A 25,633-nucleotide genomic window follows, 5' to 3' on the forward strand; every position below is an offset into this window, starting at 1 on the left:
CATGGCGCGGCGCCTGTGGATCGGACGTCAGGCAATGGCCATCAAGCAATCGCCGTCAAACAATGGCCATCACACCGGCCATCAAGCAACGGCCCTCAAGCAACGGCCAACTTGCCGTCCACCATGCGCGTCAGCCCCAGCGGATTTTCGCGCTTGATGCCGTCGGGCAACAGGGCGTCAGGCAGGTCCTGGTAGCAGACCGGACGCAGGAAGCGGCGGATGGCGGTGGCGCCGACCGAGGTCGAGGCCGGGTTCGAGGTGGCCGGGAAGGGGCCGCCATGGACCATGGCATGGCTCACTTCCACGCCCGTCGGGTAGCCGTTTGCCAGGATGCGGCCGGCCTTGCGCTCCAGCACGGGCAGCAGCGCACGCGCGTCGTCCAGGTCGGCATCGTCCACGAACAGCGTGGCGGTGAGCTGGCCTTCCAGGTGCTCGGCCACGGCGCGGACCTGCGCCGCATCCTTGCAGGCCACGACCAGCGAGGCCGGGCCGAAGACTTCGGCTTCCAGTTCGCGCGACGCCAGGAACTGGTCGGCGCTGGCGCCGAACACCACGGCGCCTGCCGCGTTGCAGGCCGGATTGGACGGTTCGCCACGGCCCACGGTCGATACGCTGGCGTGGCGGGCCAGGGCATCGGCCCCTTGCTCATAGGCCGAGAAGATGCCCGGCGTCAGCATGGTGGCGGCGCCCTTGGCCTTGACGGCGTCGGCGGCGGCCTGGCGGAAGCGGTCCAGCGCCGGGCCCTCGATGCCGATGACCAGGCCCGGGTTGGTGCAGAACTGGCCCACGCCCATTGCCAGCGAGTCCACGAAACCCTTGGCGATGGCTTCGGCGCGCGCTTCCAGCGCGGCCGGCATCAGGAACACGGGGTTGATGCTGGACATTTCCGCGTAGACAGGTATGGGCACCGGGCGGGCGTTGGCGGCGTTCACCAGCGCCAGGCCGCCGCGGCGCGAACCGGTGAAGCCGATGGCCGTAATGGCGGGATGGATCGCCAGCGCCGTGCCGATTTCATTGCCGGCGCCGAACAGCAGCGAGAACGTGCCCTCGGGCAGGCCGTGCTTGGCGACGGCCTGCTGGATCGCGCGGCCGACCAGTTCGGACGTGCCGGGGTGGGCGTTGTGCGCCTTGACGACGACCGGGCAGCCCGCGGCCAGCGCCGAGGCCGTGTCGCCGCCCGCGACCGAGAAGGCCAGCGGAAAGTTGCTGGCCCCGAACACCGCGACCGGACCCAGGGGCACGTTCGCCAGGCGCAGGTCGGCGCGCGGCAGGGGCTGGCGCTCGGGTTGCGCCGGGTCGATGGTGGCGTCCAGGAAATAGCCGTCGCGCACCACGCGGGCGAACAGGCGCAATTGGCCCACGGTGCGGCCGCGTTCGCCCTGCAGGCGGGCGACGGGCAGGCCGGTTTCCTGGTGGGCGCGCTCGATCAGCGCATCGCCCAGGGCCAGGATGCCCTCGGCGATGCTTTCCAGGAACTGGGCGCGCGTCTCCAGCGGCAGGGCGCGGTACGGGTCGAAGGCCGCGCGGGCCAATTCGGCGGCGCGGGACACGTCATCGGACGAGCCGGCGGGGTAGGCGGGTTCCAGGCGTTCGCCCGTGGCGGGATTGATGGCGTATTGGGCAGCGCCCGCGCCCAGGACGGCGGTCGAGCCGATCAACATCTGGCCGGTCAGGTTCATGGTCATCTCCAAAAAAGGGACGCCCGGTCGAAACGACGGGCGGTTTTGCCTGCGGCGGGTCCGGGGAAAAAAATGCCCCCGGACCGGGGGCAGGCACTAAGCGGGTGGCGCGAGGCTTACTCGGCGCCGGACTTCTTGATCAGGGCGGCCAGCATTTCCATTTCTTCGCCGGTCAGGTCGGTTAGGGGTGCACGCACCGGGCCTGCGTCATGGCCGACAAGCTTGGCGCCGGCCTTGACGATGCTGACGGCGTAGCCGGCCTTGCGGTTGCGGATTTCCAGGTAGGGCAGGAAGAAGTCATCCAGCAGGCGGTTGGTGGTGTCGCTGTCGCCGGCGGCGATGGCGTTATAGAACTCCATGGCCATCTTGGGCACGAAGTTGAAGACGGCCGACGAGTAGACGGGCACGCCCAGCGCGCGGTAAGCGGCGGCGTAGACCTCGGCGGTGGGCAGGCCGCCCAGGTACGAGAAGCGGTCGCCCAGCTTGCGGCGGATGCGGACCATGGATTCGATGTCGCCGATGCCGTCCTTGAAACCGACCAGGTTGGGGCAACGGTCGGCCAGGCGGGCCAGGCTGTCGGCGGACAGGCGCGACTGGGCGCGGTTGTAGACGATGACGCCGATGTTGACGGACTTGCAGACCTGCTCGACGTGGGCGGCGATGCCGTCCTGCGAGGCTTCGGTCAGGTAGTGGGGCAGCAGCAGCACGCCCTTGGCGCCCTGGCGCTCGGCTTCCTGGGCGTAGGCGATGGCGGTGCGGGTGGGGCCGCCGGCGCCGGCCAGGATGGGCACCTTGCCCTTGCAGGTCTGCACGGCGGTGCGGATGACGTCGGAGTATTCCTGGGGCGCGAGCGAGAAGAACTCCCCGGTGCCGCCAGCGGCGAACAGGGCGGTGGCGCCGTAGGGGGCCAGCCATTCCAGGCGAGCCGCGTAGCTCTTGGCGTTGAAGTCGCCGTTCTGGTCGAAGTCGGTCACCGGGAAGGAAAGCAATCCTTCCGAAACAATGCCCTTGAGTTCCTGCGGAGTCGTCATGTTGCGCTCATCCCTAAATGGCCGTCGCAGGCGGGAGGGGGTGCTTGCGAACGGGATGCGGTGGTAAAAGGTGAGTCATCGTACAACATCAAATTGCCGGATTCAAGGCATGTCCCCATGAGGTGCACCGTTTACAAGGGGAAACCCGAAATTCCTTTCTGAAGGCTTTCAGCGATATTCTCTTGGTTGTACGATAACGTACGGTGTCCGCAGCGGGACATCCATCAGGCAAAAGGATTCAACATGCAGGTTGCAGTCGAGCAGGCGCCAGTGCTTATCAAGATTCACCCCGACGACAACGTCGCCATCGTGGCCAACGATGGCGGATTGCCCGCGGGAACCGTTCTGCCCGACGGGCTCCAGTTGGTCGACGCGGTGCCGCAAGGGCACAAGGTTGCTTTGGTCGACCTGGCCGAGGGCGACGCGGTGGTGCGCTACAACGTGGTGGTCGGCTACGCGGCCAAGGCCTTGCCGCGCGGCAGCTGGATCAACGAGCGCGTCACGACCATGCCGGCCGCACGCACGCTGGAAGACCTGCCGGTGTCCACCCGCGTCGCGCCGCTGCCTCCGCTGGAGGGCTACACCTTCCAGGGCTACCGCAACGCCGACGGCACGGTGGGCACGCGCAATATCCTGGCCATCAGCACCACGGTGCAGTGCGTGCAGGGCGTCGTGGAGCACGCGGTCGCGCGCATCCGCCGCGAACTGCTGCCGCTGTACCCGAACGTGGACGACGTGGTGGGCATCGAGCATACCTACGGCTGCGGCGTGGCCATCGACGCGCCCGGCGCGGCCATTCCCATCCGCACCCTGCACAACATCGCCCGCAACCCGAATTTCGGCGGCACGTCCATGGTCGTCAGCCTGGGCTGCGAAAAACTGCAGCCCGAGCGCCTGCTGGCGCCCAACGCCATTCCCATCCGGGCGGGCGATGGCATGGCCGGGGAGGGCGTGGACACCATCGTGCTGCAGGACGAAGAGAACATCGGCTTTGAATCGATGATCGCGCTCATCATGCGCACCGCCGAGCGCCATCTGCAAAAACTCAACGCCCGCCAGCGCGAGACCTGCCCCGTGTCCGACCTGACCGTCGGCGTGCAATGCGGCGGCAGCGACGCGTTTTCCGGCGTGACGGCCAATCCGGCCGTGGGCTTTGCGACGGACCTGCTGGTGCGCGCCGGGGGTACCGTGATGTTCTCGGAGAACACCGAAGTGCGAGACGGCATCGACCAGCTCACCGCGCGCGCCGAAACGCCGGAAGTGGCCGAGGCGCTCATCCGCGAAATGGCCTGGTACGACGCCTACCTGCAGCGCGGCATGGCGGACCGCAGCGCCAACACCAGTCCGGGCAACAAGAAGGGCGGCCTGTCGAACATCGTCGAGAAGGCGATGGGCTCGATCGTGAAGTCCGGCTCTTCGCCGATCCATGGCGTGCTGTCGCCGGGCGACCGCCTGACGCGCAAGGGTTTGATCTTTGCGGCCACGCCCGCCAGCGATTTCATCTGCGGCACGCTGCAACTGGCGGCCGGCATGAACCTGCACATTTTCACCACCGGCCGCGGCACGCCCTATGGGCTGGCGCAGGTGCCGGTCATCAAAGTCGCCACGCGCTCGGCGCTGGCACGCCGCTGGCATGACCTGATGGACGTGGACGCCGGCGTCATCGCCACGGGCCAGGCCTCGATCGAACAAGTGGGCTGGCAGCTCTTCCAGATGATGCTGGACGTGGCCAGCGGCAAACAGCAGACCTGTGCGGAAAAACTCAAGCTGCACAACGCCTTGGCGCTGTTCAACCCCGGCCCCGTGACCTGATCGGGGCCCCTTCGATCCGCAGTGCCATCGCAGAATAAAACCACCGAGAGGAGACAGCCGATGGAAATTGACCCCAAAGTCCAGGCCGGCCGGCGCCGGCTGTTGGGCGCCGCGCTTGCGCTGGGACCCGCCAGCCTGGTCCAGGCGCAATCGTTCAGCTTCACCCCGCAGCAGCGGTATCCGGACCCGTCGGTGCGGATCCTGGATCCGGAATTCACCAAGTACCGCATCTACAGCAGCAGCGTCGAACAACTGGCCACCGGCTTTCGCTGGCTGGAAGGCCCGGTCTGGTTCGGCGACGGGCGCTATCTGCTGGTCTCGGATATTCCCAATAACCGCATCCTGCGCTGGGACGAGACCACCGGCCAGGTCAGCGTGTTCCGCCACCCGTCCAATTTCAGCAATGGACTGGCGCGCGACCGCCAGGGCCGGCTGCTGACCTGCGAACACCTCACGCGCCGCGTCACGCGCACGGAATACGACGGCAGCATCACCGTCCTGGCCGACCGCTTCGACGGCAAGCGTTTCAACTCGCCCAACGACATCGTCTGCCAGCGCAACGGCGCCATCTGGTTCACCGATCCCCCGTTCGGCATCGGCGGGCACTGGGAAGGCGAAAAGGCTACCCCGGAACTGCCGCTATCGGTCTATCGCATCGATCCGGCCAACGGCCGGGTGACGCTGGCGATCGGCGACATGGCCGCGCCCAATGGCCTGTGCTTTTCGCCCGACGAAAAAGTGCTTTACGTGGTCGAGTCGCGCCACCAGCCCCACCGCGTGGTCTGGGCCTTCGACGTGGGCGCGGACGGCGCGCTGTCCAACAAGCGCCTGCACATCGACGCCCAGGGACCCGGCGCCCTGGACGGCATCAAGTGCGACGAGGCCGGCAATCTGTGGTGCGGCTGGGGCAGCAACGGCTCGCCCGACGCCAAGCCCGAGGAGCTGGACGGGGTGATGGTCTTCAACCCGGCCGGCAAACCCATCGGCCACATCCGGCTCCCGGAACGCTGCGCCAACCTGTGCTTCGGCGGCGCCAAGCGCAACCGCCTGTTCATGGCCAGCAGCCATTCGCTTTATGCCCTGTACGTGGAGACGCGCGGCGCGGCATAGGCATATCCCCACCGCGGCCTCACGCGGCCGCGGAACACTTCAGCACACATACCAAACCGTGTGGAGACAGCATGAACCCGAGCAAAAGACAGTTCCTGGGCAGCGCCGCCGCGCTTTGCCTGACGCCGCTGGTGCCAGCATGGGCCCAATCGGCCGATTGGCCGACGCGCCCCGTGCGCATCGTCGTGCCTTACCCGCCTGGCGGTTCGTCGGACATCATCGCGCGCATCCTGGCGCCCCGGCTGTCCGAAGCGCTCAAGCAGACCGTGGTCGTCGAAAACAAGCCCGGCGCCAACGGCAACCTGGGCGCGGGATTGGTCGTGCAGTCGGCGCAGGAAGGCCACACGGTGTTGCTGTGCGACGTGGGCGCGCTGGCGATCAGCCCGTCCGTCTACACCAAGCTGACCTTTGACCCGTCCAAGGACCTGCGCGCGGTGGGCATGCTTGCCTACTCGCCGCACGTGCTGGCGGTGCATCCGGACGTGCCGGCCAAGACGTTGCAGGACCTGGTCGAGCTGTCCAAGAAAGAGCGCATCAACTTCGCGGTCACCGCCATCGGCAGCGCGCCGCACCTGGCCGCCGTGGCCGTCCAGCAGGCCACGGGCGCGCAATGGGAGTATGTGCCGTACAAGGGCGGCTCGCAGGCGGTCACCGACACCATCGGCGGCCAGACGCAGATCATCATGAACGGTCTCCTGGCCACGCTGCCGCACATCAAGTCCGGCAAACTGCGCGCCGTTGCGATTTCCAAGAGCGAACGCATGAAGCTGGTGCCGGACATCCCGACCATCTCGGAGCAGGGCGTCAAGGGCTTCGAATCGGGCACCTGGCAGGGCGTGATGGCGCCCTCCACCATGACCGACCCGGTGGCCACGCGCCTGTCCACACTGATGGCGCAGATCATCAGCGAGCCCGAAATCGCCGCGAAACTGAACGAGCAGGGCGCCGAGATCGTCACCAAGAGCCCGGCCGAGCTGGCGCAGTTCTTCAACGGCGAGCGTGCCCGCTGGGCCAAGGTCGTGGCCACCACGGACATCCGCCTGGATTGATCTCCGCGGCTTCGATACACGCTGCAACTCCCCCGCCTTGCGAGGGGCGGGGGAAGGGCGCACACTGGGAATGAACCGGCCCGATCCGGGCGGCCCCGACCGTTGCGGCCGGCGTCGACCCAGCCGGGCCATCCCGGTGGAGCCTACCGATGAAATCCCTGGTCGCCCTGGCGGCGCTGTCGGCTGCGGTCTGGTGCCATCCCGCAATGGCGCGTGATGCGCTGCCTGCCGTTCCCCAGCCGCCCGCATCCGCGCGCACCGTGCCCGACACCTGCCTGGGCACGGACTGTCCGCGCATCGTGGATCCGGGCAAGCTGAACCGCGACTGCCTGGGCACGTCCTGCCCAGGGTCCCGATATCCATCCCCGGCCCAGGCCTCCCCAAGACCGCAGGACCAGCCGGGCTTGAGGGGCGCGCCCAAGTCGTGGCTGCCCCCCATGCCGCCAAGGCCGGGTCAACCGCCCATCGGGCCTCTGACGCCGGCGCCGGCGCTGCCAAGGTAGAAGAACGAACGACAGTCCTCCGGAAAATAAACCGGCAAATAAACCGGAAAAAGAAGGCGAAAGGAAGGATGGCTGTGCAAAAAAAGACTTTAATATCAGAATCTTGCAAACCAATGAATCGGTAGTGAAACCGGCAAAAATGTACGATTCTCCGCATCAGTTCCTGCCCCTGCAACCCGCTGCCCATCTGCTTCAACCCTATCGCGAACGCGCGTCCGCTATCGTAAATGGCGCCGCGGAGCTGGGAGGGCGTGCTCATCCAGCAACACGTGACGCGCTGCGAGAGATGCTGCGGAGCATGAATTCGTATTACAGCAATCGGATTGAAGGACAGAGCACCACGCCCAGGAACATTGATGCAGCCCTGCACCACGACTTTTCGGATCAACCGGAAGTGGCGCGGTTGCAGCGAATCGCTTTAGCGCACATCGACGCGGAGCGCGCGGTCGAGCAGCCGGACGTGGCTGTCGCTCCGCTTGATGCGAAGTTTGTCCAGATTGCGCATGATGCGCTATATGGGCGATTGGCGGCTGCCGACAGAACAACCAAAGATGGGTTGATCGTTGAGCCCGGTGCGCTACGCCGCATCGACGTAAGCGTCGGGCGACACAACCCGCCAACCTGGCAGTCATTGCCCAGGTTCATGGATTTTTTCACCGAGCACTATTCCCGCCTGCAAGCGGCGGAATCCCAACTCATCGCCATCGCTTGCGCGCACCATCGCATGGCTTGGATGCATCCGTTCACCGATGGCAATGGGCGTGCGACCCGCCTCCAGACTCACGCTGCGATGATGCCCATCACGAAGGGGCTCTGGTCGGTTAACCGAGGTTTGGCGCGCGGCGTGCAGCACTACTACGACCATCTGGCTGCCGCAGACGCCCCGAGACAGGGAGATCTGGACGGTCGGGGAAACCTCTCTCAACAGGGGCTGCTCCAGTGGGTCGACTACTTCTTGCGCGCTTGCGAGGACCAATTGGAATATATGGTCCGAATGTTGGCGCTCGATTCAATGAAAGCGAAGATCAAGGCGGCTGTCCAGGTGGAGGCAGCAAAAGGGAGGCTGCGCGAAGAAGTCGCGCTACCGCTATACCACCTGTTTGCGGCAGGCCCCGCCACCCGGGGTGAGTTTATCCAGATGACGGGGTTGGGCGAACGCACGGGGCGGGCAGCACTGTCTGCAGTATTGAAGTGCGGTTTGGCCGCATCCGAAACTTCTCGGGCTCCCGTACGCTTCGCGTTTCCTCTGGATGCTTTGCCGGTGCTGTTTCCCGCCCTGTATGGCGTCGGAGAATAGCGCGCGCCGACGCTCAAACCGCCAGGCTGATCCAGGTCGTCTTCAGGTCCGAGTACTTGTCCAGCGCGTGCAGCGACTTGTCGCGGCCGAATCCCGACTGCTTGACGCCGCCGAACGGCACCGAGATGTCGCCGTCGGCGTAGCAGTTGACCCACACCAGCCCCGCGCGCAGCCGGCGCGACAGGCGGTGGGCGCGTGACAGGTTGGCGGTCCACAGCCCCGCGCCCAGACCGTAGACCGAGTCGTTGGCCAGGCGGATGGCGTCGTCTTCCGACGTGAAGCGCTGGGCCGCCAGCACCGGGCCGAAGATCTCCTCGCGCACCAGCGAACTATCCTGGCCGGCGCAATCGAAGATGGTGGGCTCGATGTAGTAGCCGCCGGTCGCCGCCAATGCCTGGCCGCCGCCCATCCGCAGGCTGGCGCCCTCGGCCTTGCCTGCGGCGATGCGGTCCAGCACGCCGCGCATCTGGCGTTCGTCGACCATGGCGCCCATGGCGGTCGCTGGGTCCAGCGGGTCGCCGGGCTGCAGGCCCGCCGCGAAGGCGGCAACCTTTTCCATGAAGGCATCGTAGATGCCGTCCTGCACATACAGGCGCGATCCCGCGATGCAGACTTCGCCCTGGTTCGAGAAGATCGCCAGTGCGGCGGCCTGTGCGGCCCGGTCCAGGTCGGGGCAGTCGTCGAAGATGATGTGCGGCGACTTGCCGCCGCATTCCAGCCACACGCGCTTCAGGTTCGACTGGCCCGAATACTCCATGAAGCGCTTGCCGGTGGCGGTGGACCCTGTGAACGCAATGCAATCGACGTCCGGATGCCGTCCCAGCGCCTGGCCGGCGACCGCGCCCAGGCCGGGCACGACGTTGAAGACACCGGGCGGAATGCCGGCCTCGCTGGCCAGCGCGGCCAGCCGGATCGCCGACAGCGAGGCCTGTTCGGCCGGCTTCAAGATCACGCTGTTGCCCGCGGCCAGCGCCGGAGCGACCTTCCAGGCCGCCATCATCAGCGGGTAGTTCCACGGCACCACCGCGGCCACGACGCCTAGCGCTTCGCGCGTGATCGTGGCCAGGGCGTCCGGCCCGGTGGGCGCGATCTCGTCGTAGATCTTGTCGATGGCCTCGGCGTACCAGGCGTAGCAGCGCGCGGTTTCCGGCAGGTCGAAGGCCAGCGCGTCGCGGATCGGCTTGCCCATGTCCAGCGTTTCCAGCAGGGCCAGTTCTTCCTGGTTCGCCTCGATCAGCGCGGCCAGGCGCAGCAGGCGTTCCTTGCGCTGGCGCGGGGCCAGCCCGCTCCAGACGCCCGTCTCGAAGGCCCGCCGGGCGGACTGGACCGCCCGGTCCACGTCGGCGGGGCCGCAGGCCGCCACGTCGGCCAGCCTGCGGCCGTCGATGGGGCTGGTGGCGGGGAGCGTGGCGCCGTCGGCGGCGTCGCAATAGGCGCCGTCGATATAGGCCTGGCCGCCGATGGCCAGGGACGCGGCGCGGTCGCGCCAATAGGCGGCGTCGCGGGCGCTCATGCGCGCACCTGCGCGTCGTTGGCGCGCGCCACCATGGCGTCGAGCAGCACGTTGCAGCCGGCTTCCAGATCGGCGGGCTTGGCGTCCTCGATCTCGTTGTGGCTCACGCCGTCCTTGCAGGGGACGAAGATCATGGCGGTGGGCGTGACGCTGGCCATGTAGACCGCGTCGTGGCCGGCGCCGGTCACGATGTCCATCGCGGGCAGGCCGCGGCGGGCCGCGCCGTCGCGCACCTTGCCCACCAGGTCCAGGTCGAAAGGCGTGGGCGGGAAGTACTGCACCTGCTTGACGTCCACCGTCACGCCGTGGCGTTCGGCTACGTCGGCGCAGACGGCGAGCCAGCGTTCGTCCATGCCGGCCAGCGTGGCCTCGTCCTCGTGCCGCAGGTCGACCGTGAAGCGGACCTGGCCCGGGATGACGTTGCGCGAACCCGGATGGGCGTGGATCTCGCCCACCGTGCCGCGCCCGTGGGGCTGGTTGTCGTTGGCGATGCCCACCACGGCCTGCAGCAGGAAGCTGGCGGCATAGAGCGCGTCGCGGCGGATCGGCATCGGGGTCGGACCCGCGTGCATTTCCATGCCGGTCACGCACACGTCGTACCAGCGCACGCCGAGCGAGCCGGTCACCACGCCGACCACCTTTTCCTCGTGTTCCAGGATGGGGCCTTGTTCGATATGCGCCTCGAAATAGGCGCCCACCGGGCGGCCGCCGACCGGGTCGGCGCCGGCATAGCCGATGGCGGCCAGCTCGTCTGCCACCGACTTGCCGTCGTGGTCGCGCGCGGACAGGGCCACTTCCAGCGGGAATTTCCCGGCGAAAACGCCCGAGCCCATCATCACGGGCAGGAAGCGCGAGCCTTCCTCGTTGGTCCAGATGGCGACCTCGAGCGGCGCTTCGGTGACGACGCCGTGGTCGTTCAGGCTGCGCATGACCTCCAGGCCCGCCAGCACGCCATAGCAACCGTCGAACTTGCCGCCGGTGGGCTGGGTGTCGATATGGCTGCCGGTCATGACCGGAGGCAGGTCGTTGTTGCGGCCGGCACGGCGCGCGAAGATGTTGCCCACCTGGTCCACGCGCAGCGTCATGCCTGCCTCGCGCATCCACCCCGTGACCAGGTCGCGGCCCTGGCCGTCCAGCGCCGTCAGCGCCAGCCGGCAGTTGCCGCCCTTGGCCGTGGCGCCGATCCGGGCCAGGTCCATCAGCGACTGCCACAGCCGCTGTCCATTGATAGAAATCGTGGTCGTCATGTCAAAAGGTCCGTGTGTTCATTGGCCCGAGCGGGCGATGCGGGCTTGCGCGGCCTCGCGGATGCCCATGAGGGTTTCGCCGGGCGCGATGCCGTTGGCGTCGTAGCGGATCTCCAGCAACGCGGGCAGGCTCTCGCGTTCGGCGAACGCCAGCGCGCGCTCGAAGGCCGGGCCAAAGTCGGCGGTGTTCTCGACCGCCTCGCCGTAGCCGCCGTAGCCGCGGATGATCTGGGTGAAGTCGGGGTTCTCGAAGCCCAGCGCGATGGCGCGGGCGGGGAACTCGCGTTCCTGATGGGCGCGGATCGTGCCCCAGATGCCGTTGTTGAAGACGAGCACGACCACGCCCAGGCGGTACTGCATGGCTACGCCCAGTTCCTGCATGTTCATCTGGAAGCAGCCGTCGCCCGCGTAGCAGACCGCGGCGCGCTGGCGGTCTTCGAGCTTGGCGGAAATCGCCGCCGGCAGCCCGTAGCCCATCGAACCGACGGTGGGCGTGAGGCTCGTGCCCGGGCCGGCGTAGCGGCGGTAGCGGTGCGGATACAGCGCGTAATTGCCCGCGCCCACGGTGACGCAGGCGTTCGCCGGCAGGTGCGCGTCCACGTAGGCGGCGGCCGCGTCCAGGCTCATCGGGCCGGGCGAGGGCAGCGGCGCCAGGCTGTCGACCAGTTCCTGGTGCGCGGCGCGCACCTTGTCGCCGCGCGGCGCGGCATGGCCGGGCGCCAGGCCCGCCACGGCGGCGGCGAAGCTCGCCACGTCGGCAACGATGGCCTGCGTGGGCGAAAACACGCGGCCCAGTTCGGCGGCGTCGGGATACACGTGGATGAGCTTCTGGCGCGGCAGCGGGCTTTCGAGCAGGGTGTAGCCCTCGGTCGTGGCCTCGCCCAGCCGCGTGCCCACGGCCAGCACCAGGTCGGCGTCGCGCAGGCGCTGGCGCAGCGCGGGCGTCATGGCCCAGCCGACGTGGCCGGCGGCGTTGGGGTGGCGCTGGTCGAAGCACTCCAGGCGGCGCCACGCGGTGCCCACGGGCAATTCGAAGCGTTCGGCGAAACCGGCGATCTGGTCGATGGACGCCTGGCGCCAGCCGTTGCCGCCCACGAGCAGGAAGGGGCGCTCGGCGGCGTCCAGCAGTTCGGTCATGCGCGCCAGGTCGGCGGCGCCGGGGTGGCTGTGCACGCGCGGGTAGCGCGGCAGGTCGGCCACGCGGGCGCGGCCCCACAGCGTGTCTTCGGGCAGCGCCAGCACCACCGGGCCGGGACGGCCGCTGGTGGCCACGGCGAAGGCGCGCGAGATGAACTCGGGGATGCGGTCGGTGCGGTCGATCTGGGCGACCCACTTGGCCATCTGGCCGAACATCCGGCGGTAGTCGATCTCCTGGAAGGCCTCGCGCTCGATGAAGTCGTTGCCGACCTGGCCCACGAACAGGATCATCGGCGTGGAGTCCTGGAACGCGGTGTGCACGCCGATGCTGGCGTTGGTGGCGCCCGGTCCGCGCGTGACAAAGCAGATGCCGGGTTCGCCGGTCAGCTTGCCGTAGGCCTCGGCCATGTAGGCCGCGCCGCTTTCCTGGCGGCAGACGATCGGCTCGATCGCGCCGGTGTGCTCGTTCAGCGCGTCGATGCAGGGCAGATAGCTCTCGCCGGGAATCATGAATACGCGGCGCGCGCCATGGATGCGCAACTGCTGCATCAGGATCTGACCGCCGTTGCGTTCGGGAATTGCTGCTGACGTCATGCGCAGTCTCCTAGTTGCGGGGCGGCCTGCGCGCGGCGCTCGGCGGCCCATTGTTCGAATTGTCGGTGGCGCGCCAGCAGGCGGCGCGCGGTGTTGTAGACGGGCGGGTCGATGCGCTCGGCGTCCTGGCGGCCGGCGCGCTGCGCCTCGAAGCGCGCCACGCAGTCCAGCGCGGCGGAGACCTCGGCGGGCGCGGGGGTGAACATGGCGTGGATCACGGGGATCTGTTCGGCGACCGTGGCGCACTTGGACTTCAGGCCGATCCGGCGCGCCCAGCGCACGTCGGCCTCCAGCGCGGGCAGGTCGCGGTAGTTGTAGGGGCAGTCGATCGGCGCGCAGCCGGCAGCCGTGCAGTCCACCAGGAAGCGGGCGCGCACGTGGTGCAGCTCGATGCCGTCCTTGCCGCGCTCCGCGCCCAGGCTCGCCGTCAGGTCTTCGGCCGCCAGCAGGCAGGCAGACACCCGCGGGCTGGCGGTCAGGATCTCGTAGGCGCGGTGCACGCCCAGGGCGGATTCCAGCGTGGGGACGATCTCGGTGCCGCCGGCGGGCAGGCCCAGCTCCGCTTCGAGCGCGGTGATGGCCTGGTCCAGCGCGGCGATCTGCGCGGGGCCTTCCGCATGCGGCAGAAAGACGGCGTCCGGCGCGCCGGGCATCACGCCCCGCAGGTCCGCCAGGCCGTCCTCTTCCAGCTTGTTGATGCGCACGGCCGCCACCACGCCATGGGCGCGGCAGTCGGCGAACAGCGCGGCGATGCGCGGACGCGCGGCCGGGCGTTCGGCCGGCGCGGTGAACTCTTCCAGGTCGGCGACCAGGGCGTCGGCGCCGCTGGCCAGGCCCGCGGCCTGGGCCGCGGCATCCATGCCAGGCACGAACATCCAGCTACGGCGCAGGGCCGCCGGACGGCGCAGGGAGGAAACAGGGGTCATTGCACGTGCCTCGGCAGGAACAGGACGAGTTCAGGGACAAAGGTCAGCAGCAGCATCACGGCCGTCATGGCCAGCATCATCCACGACAGCGGACGCAGCGTCTGCATCATGTTGATGCCGCCGATCTTGCAGGCGGCCATGAGGTCCACGCCCACCGGCGGCGTATTGGCGCCGATCGCCATGTTGATCGACAGCAGGATGCCGAAGTGGACCGGATCGATGTTGTAGTGGGCCAGCACCGGCATCACGACCGGCGCGACGATGATGATGACGGGGATCGCCTCCATGAAGGTGCCCAGCAGCAACAGCACAACGGTCAGCACCAGCAGCACGGCGACGCGGCTGTCGGTCCATTCGACCAGCAGCGTGGACAGCGCCTGCGGCACCTGTTCGGCCACCAGCACCCAGGCGAACAGCCCCGAGGCGCCGATGAGCAGCAGGATGGAGGCGCTGCTTTCGCCGGTGGACTTCAGGTTTTCCCACAGCGAGCGCAGGCTCAGCGTGCGATACCAGAAAAAGCCGATCAGCACGGCGTAGAGGATGGCGCTGGACGCGGCCTCGGTAGCGGTGAAGATGCCGAAGCGGATGCCGCCGATGATCAGGACGGGCACCATCAGCGCCGGCAGGGCGTCGACCGCGGCGGCGCTCAGCTCTTCCCAGGAGAACGGCTGGCCGCCCGCCCAGTTGTGCTTGCGCGATTGCCAGATGGCCACGCCGATCAGCGACAGCCCCAGCAGGATGCCTGGGATGATGCCGGCCATGAACAGCTTGCCCACCGATGTGTCGGTGATGGTGCCGTAGACGATCAGCACGATGCTGGGCGGGATGATGGTGGACGTGGCGCCCGCGCTGCCCACCAGCGCGCACGAGAACCCCTTGTCGTAGCCGCTGCGCGCCATGGCCGGAAGCAGCAGGCTGCCGATGGCCACCACGTCGGCCACGCCGGATCCGGACAAGGCCCCGAACATCAGGCAGGCCAGCACCGCGACCACGGCCAGGCCGCCCTTGATGTCGCCCACGATGGCGGCGCACAGCCGCACGATGCGCTGGGTCAGCCCGGCGCCGTTCATGAGCTGTGCCGCCAGGATGAAGAGCGGAATCGCCAGCAGCGTGAAGCTGTCCAGCCCCACCACGTACTGCTGCGCCGCCACCATCAGCGGCGCGGCATCGTAGACCGCCAGATAGGCCAGGCAGGACAACACCAGGCCGAAGGCAATGGGCATGTCGATCAGCACCGTGATCGTGAACACGCCCATCAGAAAGAGAGCACCCGAAGACATCGTTATTCCTTTACGGCGGGAGCGGGAGTGAACAGTTGCGCAAGGTGCACCACGACGGTGACCGCGCAGGCGAACGGCAACGCCAGGTACACCGCGCCGGCGGACACGTCGAGCGCGGGCAGGGTCTGGTCCATCGTCAGCTCGGCCAGTTGCCAGCCGGCATAGCCCAGCGCCACCAGCCCCACGATGATCAGCACCTGGTTCAGGCGTTCGAACGCGTCGAGCACGCGCGGATTGCGCACCACGAAGGGCAGCAGGCCGGCCATCAGGTGCGAACGCTCGAAGCTGCACACGACCCCGCCGACGAAGGCGGACCACACCAGCACCAGGCGCGGCAGCTCCTCGGCCCAGTGCGGCGTCGTGTGGGTGACGAAGCGGGAAAACACCACGTAGGTGATCAGGATCGCCAGCAAGGCCACCGCCAGGGCGGCGACGGCCTTGCTGATGCCCGACAGGATGGCGGACAGTCGGTTGAGCATTACTTGGCCTCGCGGTACTTCTGGACCAGCGCCATCAGTTCGGGGCCGTAGGTGACCGAGTAGGTCTTCCAGACCGGCTCGACGGCGGCGGCGAAGGCGGCCTTGTCCACGTCATTGACTTGCATGCCCTTGTCCTTGAGCTGGGCGACGAGCTGCTGGTCGCTGTCGCTGATCATCTTGCGCTGGGCATCGCGCCACTTGTCGGCGGCGGCCTGCACGATCTTCTTGTCGTCGGCGGAAATGCGGTTCCAGACCGGCTTGGAAATGATCAGGCTGGCGGGGCCCCAGACGTGGCCGGTCAGCGACAGGTACTTCTGCACTTCAAAAAAGGACGAGGTGTAGATGATCGACAGCGGGTTTTCCTGCGCGTCGAACACCTTCTGCTGCAGGGCGGAGTAGAGCTCGCCGAAGGCCAGCGGGGCGGGGTTGGCGCCCAGCGCGGTGAAGGTGTCCAGGCGCATCTTGTCCGGCGTCACGCGGGTCTTCAGGCCGGACAGATCGGCGGGCTTGCTCACCGCGCCGCGGTTGTTGGTGACGTGGCGAAAGCCGTTTTCCCACCACGAGATGATGGTCAGGTTCTTCTTGTCGGCCAGCTTGGCCAGCGCCGCGCCCAGGTCGCCGTCAAAGGCCTTGTAGGCCTGCTGGGACGTGGACCAGGTGTAGGGCAGCTCGACCACGCCGAACTTGGGCTCGATGGGCTGCAGCGAACCCGAGCCGATGATGGCGGCGCCCTGGCTGCCGATCTGCAGGCCTTCGAGCATGGTTTTTTCATTGCCGAGCTGGCCGCTCGGGAACAGCACGAAGTTGACGCGGCCATCGGTCTTTTCCTTGACCTCGGCGGCAAAGCCTTCGGCGGCCTTGTTCCAGCTATGGCTGGGAGCCAGCACGTGGCCCAGCTTGATGTCCAGGGCGTGGGCGGAAAGCGGGGCAAGGGCGGCGCCGGCGAACAAGGCGGCGCCGAGCAGGGAAGCGAGTTTTCGGTGGGCGAAGGTCATGGCAAGGCTCCAGGATCGGAAGATCGGAAAAGGATGGTGGTGGAGGGTCGGCGGGGTGCGGCCCCGCTCAATACGATTGCCCCCGCATCGAGGCGGGGTGGCCGGGCAGCGCGACGCGCGTCCCGGTGTCGGACAGGCCGTTGTCTCCCACGGCCAGGACCTGCATGCTGGCGTCGAGGAAATTCCCCACGTACAGAAAGCGGCTATCGGGACTGAAGGCGACGCCCTCGGGCAGCGCGCCGACCTCGATGGCGCCGGCGCGCGTCACGCGCAGGCCCTCGATGCGCAACAGCACGATCTGCCCGCGCGGATGATGGAACCAGGCGCTGGACGGATTGTTCGAGCCCTGCACGATGGCGACCGCCGCGTAGCGCCCGTCCGGGCTGATGGCGATGCCCTCGGGGCCGTCCTCGACCATCACGCGGTCCACCACGCGCGGCGGCGTGCTGGAAAGGTCGACCACGCTGACCGAATCGGCGTGGCCGTCCGACGCGGTGGCGCTGCCCATGTCGACCACCAGGGCCAGCGCGCCGTCGGGCGACACCACGAGATTGAAGGGCACCAGGCCGGTGGTCAGGTCTTCGGACGGGTCGTGAGAAACGCGCGGCGTCGGGCCGCTTTCATCGATATGCAGCACGCCCAGCCGGTGCGTGTCGGTCTTGACCACGAAGGCGCGCCTGCCGTCCGCCGCAAAGGACACGGCGACCACCGCCGTGCCCATGTCGACCTCGCCGCACACGTCGGCCCGGCCGCCGGCCAGGCGCAGCACCGATACCGAACGGCCGGCCTTGTTGGCCACCAGCGCCAGCGTGCCGGCGCGGTTGATCGACAGCCCGGAGGGCTGCAGGCCCGCCTGCAACGTCTGCACGACGGCGGGCGGCGTGGCGGCCAGGTCGATCACGTGGACGTCGCGGCCGGGCGTGGGCTGCCAGCCATTGCCGTCCGCGTGGGGCAGCCATTCCATGGAATCGGCGATCAGCGCCAACCGTTGGTCCGGCGCCACCGCCAGGTTGACCGGGGGGCCGAACAGCGAGTTCGGCAGCGCCAGCGTCGCGACAAGCGCCGGCGCCGCGGGGTCGGCGTTGGCATCGAAGATGCTGAGCGTGTCTCGGCCGGGCGCCAGGAAGCGGATCTGGCCGTCGTCCCAGGTGACTTTCTCGTCGTTGCCGACCAAGAGGAAATGCGGGGTGCGCGCGTTCATGCGGCCAGCTCCTGGACTTGCGGCACGGCCAGCGTGGCGCCGATCAGCTGCCGGGTGTAGGGATGCTGGGGCGCGAAATAGACCTGGCCGGCGTCGCCGCGTTCGACCACGCGGCCGCCTTGCAGCACCACGATGTCGTCGGCGATGTGCTGCACCACGGCCAGGTTGTGGCTGATGAAGAGGTAGCCCAGGCCGCGCTCGCGCTGCAGGGCCATGAGCAGGTTCAGGATCTGCGCCTGTACCGACACGTCCAGGGCAGAGGTGGGCTCGTCGCAGATCAGCAGTTGCGGTTCCAGCATCAGGGCGCGGGCGATCGCCACGCGCTGGCGCTGCCCGCCGGAAAGCTCGCGGGGATAGCGGCCGGCAAAGGCCGGCACCAGTCCGACCGCGTCCATCATCCGGCGCACCGAGGCGGCGCGCGAGGCCGCATCGCCGATGCCGTGCACGCGCAGCGGCGCGGTCAGGATCTCGCTGATGGTGCGCCGCGGGTTCAGCGACGAATAGGGGTCCTGGAACACCATCTGGATGCGGCGGGCGCGGGTGCGCGCGGGCATCGCGGCCAGCGGCCCGCCGTCCAGCAGCGCCTGGCCCTGCGTGGGCGCCAGCAGGCCCAGCATCAGCTTGGCGATGGTGGATTTGCCGCTGCCGGACTCGCCCACCAGGCCGACGGTGCGGCCGGGAGGCACGTGCAGGTCGATATCGTGCAGGATCCGGGGCGCCGGACGGCGCGAGAACAGGCTGGCGCGGGCGTACTGGAACGACAGCCCATTCAGGCTGATGCCGGCGTGGTGCGTGGCGGGCTGGCTCATGCGGGGACTCCATGGCGCAGGGCGCCGGGTTTCACGCACAGGCAGCGGTGGCCGTCCTGCTGCTGTTGCGGGAAGGGCTGCGCGCAGCGCGGTTCCGCGACCGGGCAGCGTTCCCGGAAGGCGCAGCCGGTGATCGGGGTGTCCAGGGAGGGCACCGCGCCGGAGATCGTGGCCAGGTCGGTCCGGGGCGTCGTGCGCCCGGGCTGCGGAATGCAGTTGAGCAGCATCGAGGTATACGGATGGCTGGGGCGCTCCAGCACCTCGCGCACCGTGCCGCCTTCGACGATGTCGCCGGCGTACATCACGATGACGTGGTCGGCGATGCGCGCCACCAGGCCCATGTCGTGCGAAATGAACACCATGCCCAGGCCGAATTCGGCCTGGATGTCGCGCAGCAGGTCCAGCAGCTCGGCCTGCACCGTGACGTCCAGCGCCGTGGTGGGTTCGTCGGCGATCAGCAGTTCCGGGCCGCACATCAGCGCCATCGCGATCATCACGCGCTGGCGCAGTCCGCCGGACAGTTCGAACGGGTACTGGCGCATGCGCTCGCCGGGGTTGGCGATGCCGACGCGGCGCAGCAGGTACTCGGCGCGTTCGGCGGCTTCGCGCCGGCTGACGCGCTTGTGGCGGCGGAGCACGTCGATGAGCTGCGTGCCGATGTCGAACACCGGATTGAGCGACGTCATGGGATCCTGGAAGATCATGGCGATGCGCGCGCCGCGCAGCTGCGCCAGCGCGGCGGGCGTCAGCGCCGACAGGTCCTGGCCCGCGAACTCCAGCCGCGCCACGCGGCGGCGCGCTGCGGCCGGCAGCAGGTCCAGCAGGGCCAGCGCGGTCAGCGACTTGCCGCAGCCGGATTCGCCCACGATGCAGAGCGTCTTGCCGCGTTCCAGGGTGAAGTCCACGGCGCGCACCACGTGCTTGGTGTGCGTGGGCGCGTGGATGTCGATGTGCAGGTCCTGGACCCGCAGCAGCGGAGCGTGGGTGGCGGTCATCGGGTCACCCCTTCTTCAGTTGGATGGCGCGCAGGCTTTCGCCGGCGCGGTTCACGCACAGCACCAGCAGGAACAGCACAACGCTGGGAATCACCACCAGCGATGGCTGGAACAGCATGTTTTCCTTGCCCTCGGCGATCATCAGTCCCAGCGAAGGCATCGGCGCCGGCACGCCCAGGCCCAGGAACGACAGGGAGGCTTCCAGCGTGATCGCCATCGCGGCGTCCACCGTGCCGATGATGAGCAGGTTGCCGACCAGATTGGGCAGGATGTCGCGCCAGATGATTTGCAGGTGCGAGCACCCCAGCAGGCGCGAGGCGGTGACGAACTCGGCATTGCGCAGGCCGGCCGCCATGGTGCGCGCGACCAGGGCGTAGCGTTCCCACAGCAGCAGGCCCAGCACCAGCACCACCACGGTGAGCGAGGCGCCCACCACCGACACCACGGCCAGCGCCACCAAGATGATGGGCAGCGCCAGGCGCGCCGTGATCAGGAACGAGACGACGCGGTCCACCGCGCCGCCGAAGTAGCCGGCCATGACGCCCAGCGTGGTGCCGATCAGGCCGCCCATCAACGCCACCGACACGCCGATCAGCGCCGACACGCGCACGCCGTACAGGGCGCGCGCCAGCACGTCGCGGCCGAGCTGGTCGGTGCCCAGGATGTGGTTCCAGTCGCCGCCTTCGGCCCAGACCGGCTCCTGCAAGCGCGCCAGCAGATCCTGCGAGTACGGGTCGTGCGGAATCAGGTAGGGGCCGATCAGGCCGGCCAGCACCAGCAGCGCCAGCGCGGCCAGGCCCGCGTTGCGGCCGAAGCGGGCCAGGCGCGCGCCGCGCGGGGCGGCGGGCAGGGGGGAGGCAAGGGTATTGCTCATGACGCGACTCGCACTCGGGGGTCCAGCCAACCGTTGATGAGGTCGGCCGCCAGGGTCAGGACGATGTAGATCAGCGCAAAGATCAGGATCAGCGCCTGCATCGTGGGGAAGTCGCCGCGCAGGATGGACGTCCAGGCCAGCAGGCCGGCGCCATTGATGGCGAAGACGGTTTCGATCACCACGGAGCCGGCCAGCAGCGTGCCCATCTGCGCGGCCGCCAGCGACACCAGCGGGCGCAGCGCATTGCGCAGGGCGTACTTGCCCACCACGCTAGCGCTGCCCAGGCCCATGGCCCGCGCGGTGCGGATGTAGTCGGTGGCCAGCACCGACTCCATTTCAGACTTCATCAGCCGCAGCATCGCCGGCATGGCGAACAGGCCCAGCGCCACGACCGGCATCACGTAATGCTTCCAGGTGTCGAAGCCGGACGCCGGCAGCCATTGGTTGCGCACGCTGAAGACGATGATCAGCAGGAACGCCAGGCAGAAGGGCGGCATCGCCTGCGCGCAGGCGGACAGCATCATCGTGGCCCGGTCGATCAGCGACCCCTTGCGCAGCCCGGCCAGCACGCCCAGCGGAATCGCCAGCAATAGCGCAAACGCCATTGCGGCCAGGCCCAGCTTGGCGGTCGCCGGGAAATGCTGCGCCAGCAGCTCGGCAACGGGCCGGCTGAAGTACAGGCTGTCGCCGAAGTCGCCGCGCACGACGCCGGCCAGCCAGCGTCCGTACTGCGTCAGGATGGGATCGTCAAAGCCGTGCAGCTGCGACAGGCGGGCGGCGTCGGCCGCGCTGCCTTCGCCGGCCAGGCGCGCGGCGGGGTTGCCGGACGCGAACACCAGCGAAAAGCTGATCAGCGACACGAACACCACCAACAGGGCGGCGACGAACAAGCGGCGGAACAGGAATGCAATCATGGGTCAACCTTTGTCCTCTGGCGCGGGCGCGCAGCGCTCCGCCCGGACGCACGGAACGTCCGGATCGGAAGGGGCAATGCGCGCCGGCGCGGCCGGCAGGCCGTATCAGTTCCAGGCGGCCTTGTAGAAGCGCGGGAACTCGTCGCCGTCGACCGAGAAGTTCAGGTCCTTGGCCTGCACGGCGTTGAGCGAGTGGTTCCACAGCGGTACCCAGTAGGCCTGTTCGGCCACGATCTTCAGGGCCGCCGCGTAGTTCTTCGCGCGCACGTCGCGGTCCACGGTGGTGTCCGCGGTTTGCAGGTGCTTGATGACCTCGGGGTTCCTGGCCTGGTCGTCCGGACCGCCGCGGAAGAAGTTGCTGGTGGACAGCGCGGCGTCGGCGATGCCGTAAGAGCCCCAGTTGGACGACAGCATGGCGATCTTGCCGTCGCGCCAGTTGGTCATGGCGGTGCCGTATTGCTGCTCGACCAGGTTTAGCTTGATGCCGGCCTTGGCCATCTGCGCGGCGGCGGCGTCCAGGATGGCGCGCGGCGGGGCGGAGATCACCAGGTCCAGCGTGACGCCATTGGGATAGCCGGCCTGCGCCAACAATTGTTTGGCGCGGGCGGGATCGAACTTGTAGGCCTGGACGTCGCTCGCGCAGCCGAACTGGGCCGGATTGCAGGCGGCGTTGATGACCTTGGATGCGCCCCCGACCAGCGCCTTGCGGATCGCTTCGCGGTCGATCGCGTAGTTGATCGCCTGGCGGACTTCCTGCTTGGCCAGCGGCGACTTGCCGTCGTCAAAACGCGGATTCAGCGAGATGTAGCTGATGCGCATGATGCTGCTGCTCTTGACCGTGACGGACGGCGTCTTTTCCATGCGCTTGGCCACGTCAGGCGGTACGCGCCAGATCCAGTCCAGGCCGCCCGACAGCAGCTCGGCGTATTGCGTGTTCGCGTCCGGCAGCACCCGCACGACCAGCGTCTTCACGGCGGGCTTGGGGCCGAAGTAGTCCTCGTAGCGCTCGTAGACGTAGCGGCTGCCGGGCTGGCTTTCCACCAGGCGGTAGGGGCCGGTGCCGATGGGCTTGGCGCCCATGTCGGACTGGTTGGCCTCGTAGTACTTGCGCGGGTAGATCGGCAGGTTCTCCGACAGCATCTCCAGCGCCAGCGGGTAGGGCGTCTTCATCTTGATGCGTACCGTGTCGTCCGACGCCTTCTCGGCCTTGGCGATCCACGCGACCTGGTTCTGGAACCGCGCCTTGTAGCCTTCCGAGGACACCAGGTTCAGCGTGTACAGCACGTCGTCGATGGTCAGGAGCGATCCGTCGTGAAACTTCACGTCCTTGCGGATCGGCAGTTCGATGGTCGTGTCGTCGATGAACTTGTAGCCGGTCGCGATGGCCGGCCCGAATTCGCCCGTGTCCTGGTTTTTCTGCAGCAGCCCCGAGAAGACCATGCGCGCGAGCGCCAGGCCGGGACGGTCCGATTCCTTGTACGCGTCCAACGTGGCGGGCGCCGCGTCAAAGGCGATGTTGAGGGAGTTGTCAGCCTTGTTGGCCTGGGCGGCATGGGCGCCTAGCGCCAATAGCGCCGCGCTTACGAGCTTCACGGTACGGGTCAGCTGCATGTTTTCACCTTGATATGTTTTAAGTATGTGTCTGGGACTTCGGGGACTGCGGGGACTGCGGGTGCTGCGGGTGCTGCGGGTGCTGCAAATCGACAGGCAAGCCGCTCCCCTGGCCGCGGGCGGCGCCATCAGGCGCCGGCGGTGCATGCACGGTCGGAGGGGAGGTCGCCGGCGCGTTCGCGCGCCGGGCTGCACAGGGTTAGCGGGGCGTCAGGTCATCGCATGCCGACGCTGCCGAAGTCTTCCCGCAAGCGCGCCAGGATGCCGACCAGATGGTCATGCATGGCGTGACGCGCGCGGATGGGATCACGGTCGACGATGGCCGCGAGAATGCGTTCATGTTCCTTCTGGGCTTCGATCCACACCTTGGTGGTCACGAAGTGTTCTTCCAGGCGATGGAATACCGGGCTCAGCGTGCTGAGATGCCAGATATGCGAAATGGCGGCCGCCAGCGCGGCGTTGCCGCAGGCCGCCGCGATCGCGCCGTGGAAGGCGCGGTCGTGGATGCTGGGCGATTCGGTCAGCGACATGCCTTCGTGCGCGGCGCGGATCGCGGCAATCTGGGCGGGAGAAGCCTTCTGTGCGGCCAGCGCGGCGCATTCGGGTTCGATCAGCAGGCGCGTCTCAAGCAGGTCGAAGGGGCCGATGTCGGTGGCTTCGACGCCATTGACCTCAGGCTGCGCCTCGCGCGTTTCGCGGTACTGGCCGTCTTCGCGCGCCGGGCAGACGAACACGCCCGTACCCACGCGCACCTCGACATAGCCTTGGATCTCAAGCGCAATCAGCGCTTCGCGCACGGACGCGCGGCTTACCTGGAGTTGCTCGGCCAGTTCACGCTCGGCGGGCAACCGGCCGCCCGCGGGGAAGTCGCCCGCCTTGATGCGCGCGGCGATCTGGTCGGCAATCATGCGGTAAAGGCGGGTGGAGGCGACGGCCTGCAGAGATGTCATTGTCTTTGGATGAGGTTGAACTGGGATGTAGAGCGTAATGGGTTCCGGGCCTCGGTGTCTCGCACGGCATTGCAGGATCGGCAAGGTGTCTGGGTGCCTGATGGTCCAGTGGTCAGGCCACTGGACGAAATGTACCGGACGAGAACCGCGTTGGGAACGGGGCAAAAGCGCTTTTCGGCGGTTTTCAGGGAAAACCACTAGCGCCGAATCGGTCCCGGTATGATGAATTCCCTCTAATCACAGAACCCGCGAACGGCGACATTTCGCCGTCCCATTGGAAGCCCCACGCATGACAGACCGCCTGCAACAGACCCTGCGCCGCTTTGACGACTACAACGCCGCCGATCCCAATGCATTCGAATGGGAAGGCCACGCCTGTCCGCAGGAACTGTTTCTTGCGCAGAAGCTGCACGAATGGGTGATGAAGCTGGCGCCGGAGGCTTCCGAAGCGCTGATCCTGGCGTCGCGCTGCCAGCACATCGGCCGCTGGGAGATCGCGCGGGACAGCTATCCCGAAGGCCGCGTGGGCTATCTGACCTGGCGCAAGGCGCTGGCACGGCATCACGCGCACATTGCGCAGGCCATCATGAAAGAGACCGGCTACGCACCCGAGGACTGCGAGCGCGTGACGGCGATCCTGATGAAGCAGGGGATCAAGCAGGATCCGGACGTGCAGGTGATGGAAAACGCGCTGTGCCTCGTGTTCCTGCAGTATCAGTACGAGGCCTTCCATCCGGCCCACAAGGACAAGATCGTCGAGATCCTGCGCAAATCCTTGTTGAAGATGGATGCCGCGGGCCACCAGCAGGCGCTGACGCTGCCGTTTTCGACGGTGGGGATGGGATACCTCAAGCAGGCGATCGCCGCGGTCGAAGCCGGGCGCTAGACGCCGCACCCACGCAAACAGGCCTGCGGCAGGCCGGGATGCGATTCCCGGCCTGCCGCAGGCCTGTCTTGCCGTTGGACCGGCTTATTCGGACGCTTCAGGCGCCGTGTCAGCGGGCGCGGCGGTGGCGGGTGCCTCGTCGGTGGATGCCGGCGCTTCGGCCGCAGCCGCCTGGGCCTTCTTTTCGGCGCGCACGCGCGCGGCGTTGCGCGACGCATTGCGCGATGCCATGCGCTTGGCGTGACGGGCCTCGTTGGCCGTCACGGCGCCGGCGGGTTCGCCGTTCAGATCGACGCGCGGGGCGTTCTCGACCATGCTGGTCCAGTAGCGGCGGCCATCGCACCAGGTCTTGACCGCTTCCTTGATCTGCGCCTCGTCGAGCTGCAATTGTTCAGCATGTTGCACCAGGTCCGCCAGCACGCCGAGCTTGAGCGGAAGCTTGGGCGCGGGGTTCTTGGGGAAGGCCTTGGGAAAGTGGCGCTGCAGGCGCGAGATGGCGACGACGACGGGGTCGACCGGCGTGTCGCGCTTTTCGGGGCGCGGGGCGCGCTGGCCCTTTTCGCCGCCTTGCGCGCGCTGGCTCTTGTCGCCCTTTTGCGGACGCGGACCCTTGGCGGCGCCCTGCGGGCGGCGCGGCTTGTCTGCGTCTTGCGGACGCGATTCTTTCTTGGAGCCCGCCTTGTCAGGCGACTGCTTGATGAGCAATTCCCGGATGGCGGCTAACTGTTCTAGTCCCATGTG

General features: G+C 68.0%; 23 protein-coding genes. 6 read left to right on the forward strand and 17 right to left on the reverse strand.

The features are described 5' to 3' along the window. Positions 1-95 precede the first annotated feature (95 nt). Positions 96-1,679, reverse strand: coding sequence for an aldehyde dehydrogenase (NADP(+)) (locus ACZ50Q_RS14195; RefSeq protein WP_464078705.1), 1,584 nt, complete (start codon positions 1,677-1,679; stop codon positions 96-98). A 116-nt stretch (positions 1,680-1,795) separates the two neighbouring features. Beyond that, complete coding sequence (gene kdgD / locus ACZ50Q_RS14200; protein WP_076520761.1) at positions 1,796-2,710, reverse strand: 5-dehydro-4-deoxyglucarate dehydratase; 915 nt, start codon at positions 2,708-2,710, stop codon at positions 1,796-1,798. Between the two features lie 243 nt (positions 2,711-2,953). Here kdgD and garD point away from each other — a divergent pair, with 243 nt between their 5' ends. The 5 genes from garD (at position 2,954) to ACZ50Q_RS14225 (ending at position 8,481) form a co-directional block, all read left to right on the forward strand. Next, complete coding sequence (gene garD, locus ACZ50Q_RS14205; protein ID WP_092576210.1) at positions 2,954-4,522, forward strand: galactarate dehydratase; 1,569 nt, start codon at positions 2,954-2,956, stop codon at positions 4,520-4,522. A gap of 60 nt (positions 4,523-4,582) precedes the next feature. Then, positions 4,583-5,632 (forward strand): SMP-30/gluconolactonase/LRE family protein, encoded by a 1,050-nt coding sequence (locus tag ACZ50Q_RS14210; RefSeq protein ID WP_076520763.1) that lies wholly within the window; start codon positions 4,583-4,585, stop codon positions 5,630-5,632. Between the two features lie 71 nt (positions 5,633-5,703). After that, positions 5,704-6,681 carry a Bug family tripartite tricarboxylate transporter substrate binding protein gene (locus ACZ50Q_RS14215; RefSeq protein ID WP_464078706.1) on the forward strand — a complete coding sequence of 326 codons (978 nt, stop codon included), beginning with the start codon at positions 5,704-5,706 and terminating at the stop codon, positions 6,679-6,681. Positions 6,682-6,830: 149 nt separating this feature from the next. Next, positions 6,831-7,184 carry a hypothetical protein gene (locus ACZ50Q_RS14220; protein ID WP_464078707.1) on the forward strand — a complete coding sequence of 118 codons (354 nt, stop codon included), beginning with the start codon at positions 6,831-6,833 and terminating at the stop codon, positions 7,182-7,184. Positions 7,185-7,287: 103 nt separating this feature from the next. Next, the gene (locus ACZ50Q_RS14225) at positions 7,288-8,481 is read left to right on the forward strand and encodes a Fic family protein (RefSeq protein WP_464078708.1); all 1,194 of its coding nucleotides are present in this window, start codon (positions 7,288-7,290) and stop codon (positions 8,479-8,481) included. Positions 8,482-8,494: 13 nt separating this feature from the next. On the opposite strand, the gene ACZ50Q_RS14230 is transcribed toward ACZ50Q_RS14225, so the two are convergent. The 14 genes from ACZ50Q_RS14230 to ACZ50Q_RS14295 form a co-directional block, all read right to left on the reverse strand. Continuing rightward, entirely contained in the window at positions 8,495-9,994 is a 1,500-nt protein-coding gene (locus ACZ50Q_RS14230; protein WP_464078709.1) for an aldehyde dehydrogenase, read from the reverse strand. Further along, complete coding sequence (locus ACZ50Q_RS14235) at positions 9,991-11,241, reverse strand: Zn-dependent hydrolase (RefSeq protein WP_076520768.1); 1,251 nt, start codon at positions 11,239-11,241, stop codon at positions 9,991-9,993. Before ACZ50Q_RS14235 ends, ACZ50Q_RS14230 begins: the two co-directional genes overlap by 4 nt. An 18-nt stretch (positions 11,242-11,259) precedes the next feature. Next, entirely contained in the window at positions 11,260-12,972 is a 1,713-nt protein-coding gene (locus tag ACZ50Q_RS14240) for a thiamine pyrophosphate-binding protein (protein WP_464078710.1), read from the reverse strand. Further along, the gene (locus ACZ50Q_RS14245; RefSeq protein WP_464078711.1) at positions 12,969-13,898 is read right to left on the reverse strand and encodes an HpcH/HpaI aldolase/citrate lyase family protein; all 930 of its coding nucleotides are present in this window, start codon (positions 13,896-13,898) and stop codon (positions 12,969-12,971) included. The genes ACZ50Q_RS14240 and ACZ50Q_RS14245 overlap by 4 nt, the downstream gene beginning before the upstream one ends. Then, entirely contained in the window at positions 13,895-15,178 is a 1,284-nt protein-coding gene (locus tag ACZ50Q_RS14250) for a TRAP transporter large permease (protein ID WP_464078712.1), read from the reverse strand. Before ACZ50Q_RS14250 ends, ACZ50Q_RS14245 begins: the two co-directional genes overlap by 4 nt. Before the next feature lie 2 nt (positions 15,179-15,180). Then, on the reverse strand, positions 15,181-15,657 hold the full coding sequence (locus ACZ50Q_RS14255; RefSeq protein ID WP_464078713.1) for a TRAP transporter small permease: 477 nt from the start codon (positions 15,655-15,657) through the stop codon (positions 15,181-15,183). Further along, entirely contained in the window at positions 15,657-16,652 is a 996-nt protein-coding gene (locus ACZ50Q_RS14260) for a TRAP transporter substrate-binding protein (protein ID WP_464078714.1), read from the reverse strand. Before ACZ50Q_RS14260 ends, ACZ50Q_RS14255 begins: the two co-directional genes overlap by 1 nt. Before the next feature lie 67 nt (positions 16,653-16,719). Continuing rightward, positions 16,720-17,853 carry a lactonase family protein gene (locus ACZ50Q_RS14265; RefSeq protein WP_464078715.1) on the reverse strand — a complete coding sequence of 378 codons (1,134 nt, stop codon included), beginning with the start codon at positions 17,851-17,853 and terminating at the stop codon, positions 16,720-16,722. After that, complete coding sequence (locus ACZ50Q_RS14270) at positions 17,850-18,662, reverse strand: ATP-binding cassette domain-containing protein (protein ID WP_464078716.1); 813 nt, start codon at positions 18,660-18,662, stop codon at positions 17,850-17,852. Before ACZ50Q_RS14270 ends, ACZ50Q_RS14265 begins: the two co-directional genes overlap by 4 nt. Then, the gene (locus ACZ50Q_RS14275; RefSeq protein ID WP_464078717.1) at positions 18,659-19,657 is read right to left on the reverse strand and encodes an ABC transporter ATP-binding protein; all 999 of its coding nucleotides are present in this window, start codon (positions 19,655-19,657) and stop codon (positions 18,659-18,661) included. Before ACZ50Q_RS14275 ends, ACZ50Q_RS14270 begins: the two co-directional genes overlap by 4 nt. Before the next feature lie 4 nt (positions 19,658-19,661). Beyond that, the gene (locus ACZ50Q_RS14280) at positions 19,662-20,531 is read right to left on the reverse strand and encodes an ABC transporter permease (RefSeq protein WP_464078718.1); all 870 of its coding nucleotides are present in this window, start codon (positions 20,529-20,531) and stop codon (positions 19,662-19,664) included. After that, a complete protein-coding gene (locus ACZ50Q_RS14285) occupies positions 20,528-21,445 on the reverse strand; it encodes an ABC transporter permease (RefSeq protein WP_464078719.1) in 918 nt (305 codons plus the stop codon). The genes ACZ50Q_RS14280 and ACZ50Q_RS14285 overlap by 4 nt, the downstream gene beginning before the upstream one ends. Positions 21,446-21,550: 105 nt before the next feature. Then, on the reverse strand, positions 21,551-23,056 hold the full coding sequence (locus ACZ50Q_RS14290) for an ABC transporter substrate-binding protein (protein ID WP_464078720.1): 1,506 nt from the start codon (positions 23,054-23,056) through the stop codon (positions 21,551-21,553). A 215-nt stretch (positions 23,057-23,271) separates the two neighbouring features. Further along, complete coding sequence (locus ACZ50Q_RS14295) at positions 23,272-24,006, reverse strand: FadR/GntR family transcriptional regulator (protein WP_464078721.1); 735 nt, start codon at positions 24,004-24,006, stop codon at positions 23,272-23,274. Positions 24,007-24,295: 289 nt separating this feature from the next. Between ACZ50Q_RS14295 and ACZ50Q_RS14300 the strand changes: the two genes are divergently transcribed. Continuing rightward, complete coding sequence (locus ACZ50Q_RS14300; RefSeq protein WP_464078722.1) at positions 24,296-24,892, forward strand: DUF4202 domain-containing protein; 597 nt, start codon at positions 24,296-24,298, stop codon at positions 24,890-24,892. A gap of 84 nt (positions 24,893-24,976) precedes the next feature. On the opposite strand, the gene ACZ50Q_RS14305 is transcribed toward ACZ50Q_RS14300, so the two are convergent. Continuing rightward, positions 24,977-25,630 carry a ProQ/FinO family protein gene (locus ACZ50Q_RS14305; RefSeq protein ID WP_464078723.1) on the reverse strand — a complete coding sequence of 218 codons (654 nt, stop codon included), beginning with the start codon at positions 25,628-25,630 and terminating at the stop codon, positions 24,977-24,979. Between the last annotated feature and the right edge of the window lie 3 nt (positions 25,631-25,633).

This window comes from Achromobacter sp. T5-5 (assembly GCF_055397965.1).

Coding starts and splice junctions, on each gene's coding strand:
- ACZ50Q_RS14280 (WP_464078718.1), bottom strand. CDS start 20,531: ATGAGCAATACCCTTGCCTCCCCCCTGCCCGCCGCCCCGCGCGGCGCG.
- ACZ50Q_RS14240 (WP_464078710.1), bottom strand. CDS start 12,972: ATGACGTCAGCAGCAATTCCCGAACGCAACGGCGGTCAGATCCTGATG.
- ACZ50Q_RS14255 (WP_464078713.1), bottom strand. CDS start 15,657: ATGCTCAACCGACTGTCCGCCATCCTGTCGGGCATCAGCAAGGCCGTC.
- ACZ50Q_RS14265 (WP_464078715.1), bottom strand. CDS start 17,853: ATGAACGCGCGCACCCCGCATTTCCTCTTGGTCGGCAACGACGAGAAA.
- ACZ50Q_RS14195 (WP_464078705.1), bottom strand. CDS start 1,679: ATGAACCTGACCGGCCAGATGTTGATCGGCTCGACCGCCGTCCTGGGC.
- ACZ50Q_RS14230 (WP_464078709.1), bottom strand. CDS start 9,994: ATGAGCGCCCGCGACGCCGCCTATTGGCGCGACCGCGCCGCGTCCCTG.
- ACZ50Q_RS14295 (WP_464078721.1), bottom strand. CDS start 24,006: ATGACATCTCTGCAGGCCGTCGCCTCCACCCGCCTTTACCGCATGATT.
- ACZ50Q_RS14245 (WP_464078711.1), bottom strand. CDS start 13,898: ATGACCCCTGTTTCCTCCCTGCGCCGTCCGGCGGCCCTGCGCCGTAGC.
- garD (WP_092576210.1), top strand. CDS start 2,954: ATGCAGGTTGCAGTCGAGCAGGCGCCAGTGCTTATCAAGATTCACCCC.
- ACZ50Q_RS14300 (WP_464078722.1), top strand. CDS start 24,296: ATGACAGACCGCCTGCAACAGACCCTGCGCCGCTTTGACGACTACAAC.
- ACZ50Q_RS14215 (WP_464078706.1), top strand. CDS start 5,704: ATGAACCCGAGCAAAAGACAGTTCCTGGGCAGCGCCGCCGCGCTTTGC.
- ACZ50Q_RS14270 (WP_464078716.1), bottom strand. CDS start 18,662: ATGAGCCAGCCCGCCACGCACCACGCCGGCATCAGCCTGAATGGGCTG.
- ACZ50Q_RS14220 (WP_464078707.1), top strand. CDS start 6,831: ATGAAATCCCTGGTCGCCCTGGCGGCGCTGTCGGCTGCGGTCTGGTGC.
- ACZ50Q_RS14275 (WP_464078717.1), bottom strand. CDS start 19,657: ATGACCGCCACCCACGCTCCGCTGCTGCGGGTCCAGGACCTGCACATC.
- ACZ50Q_RS14260 (WP_464078714.1), bottom strand. CDS start 16,652: ATGACCTTCGCCCACCGAAAACTCGCTTCCCTGCTCGGCGCCGCCTTG.
- ACZ50Q_RS14285 (WP_464078719.1), bottom strand. CDS start 21,445: ATGATTGCATTCCTGTTCCGCCGCTTGTTCGTCGCCGCCCTGTTGGTG.
- ACZ50Q_RS14290 (WP_464078720.1), bottom strand. CDS start 23,056: ATGCAGCTGACCCGTACCGTGAAGCTCGTAAGCGCGGCGCTATTGGCG.
- ACZ50Q_RS14210 (WP_076520763.1), top strand. CDS start 4,583: ATGGAAATTGACCCCAAAGTCCAGGCCGGCCGGCGCCGGCTGTTGGGC.
- kdgD (WP_076520761.1), bottom strand. CDS start 2,710: ATGACGACTCCGCAGGAACTCAAGGGCATTGTTTCGGAAGGATTGCTT.
- ACZ50Q_RS14305 (WP_464078723.1), bottom strand. CDS start 25,630: ATGGGACTAGAACAGTTAGCCGCCATCCGGGAATTGCTCATCAAGCAG.
- ACZ50Q_RS14250 (WP_464078712.1), bottom strand. CDS start 15,178: ATGTCTTCGGGTGCTCTCTTTCTGATGGGCGTGTTCACGATCACGGTG.
- ACZ50Q_RS14235 (WP_076520768.1), bottom strand. CDS start 11,241: ATGACGACCACGATTTCTATCAATGGACAGCGGCTGTGGCAGTCGCTG.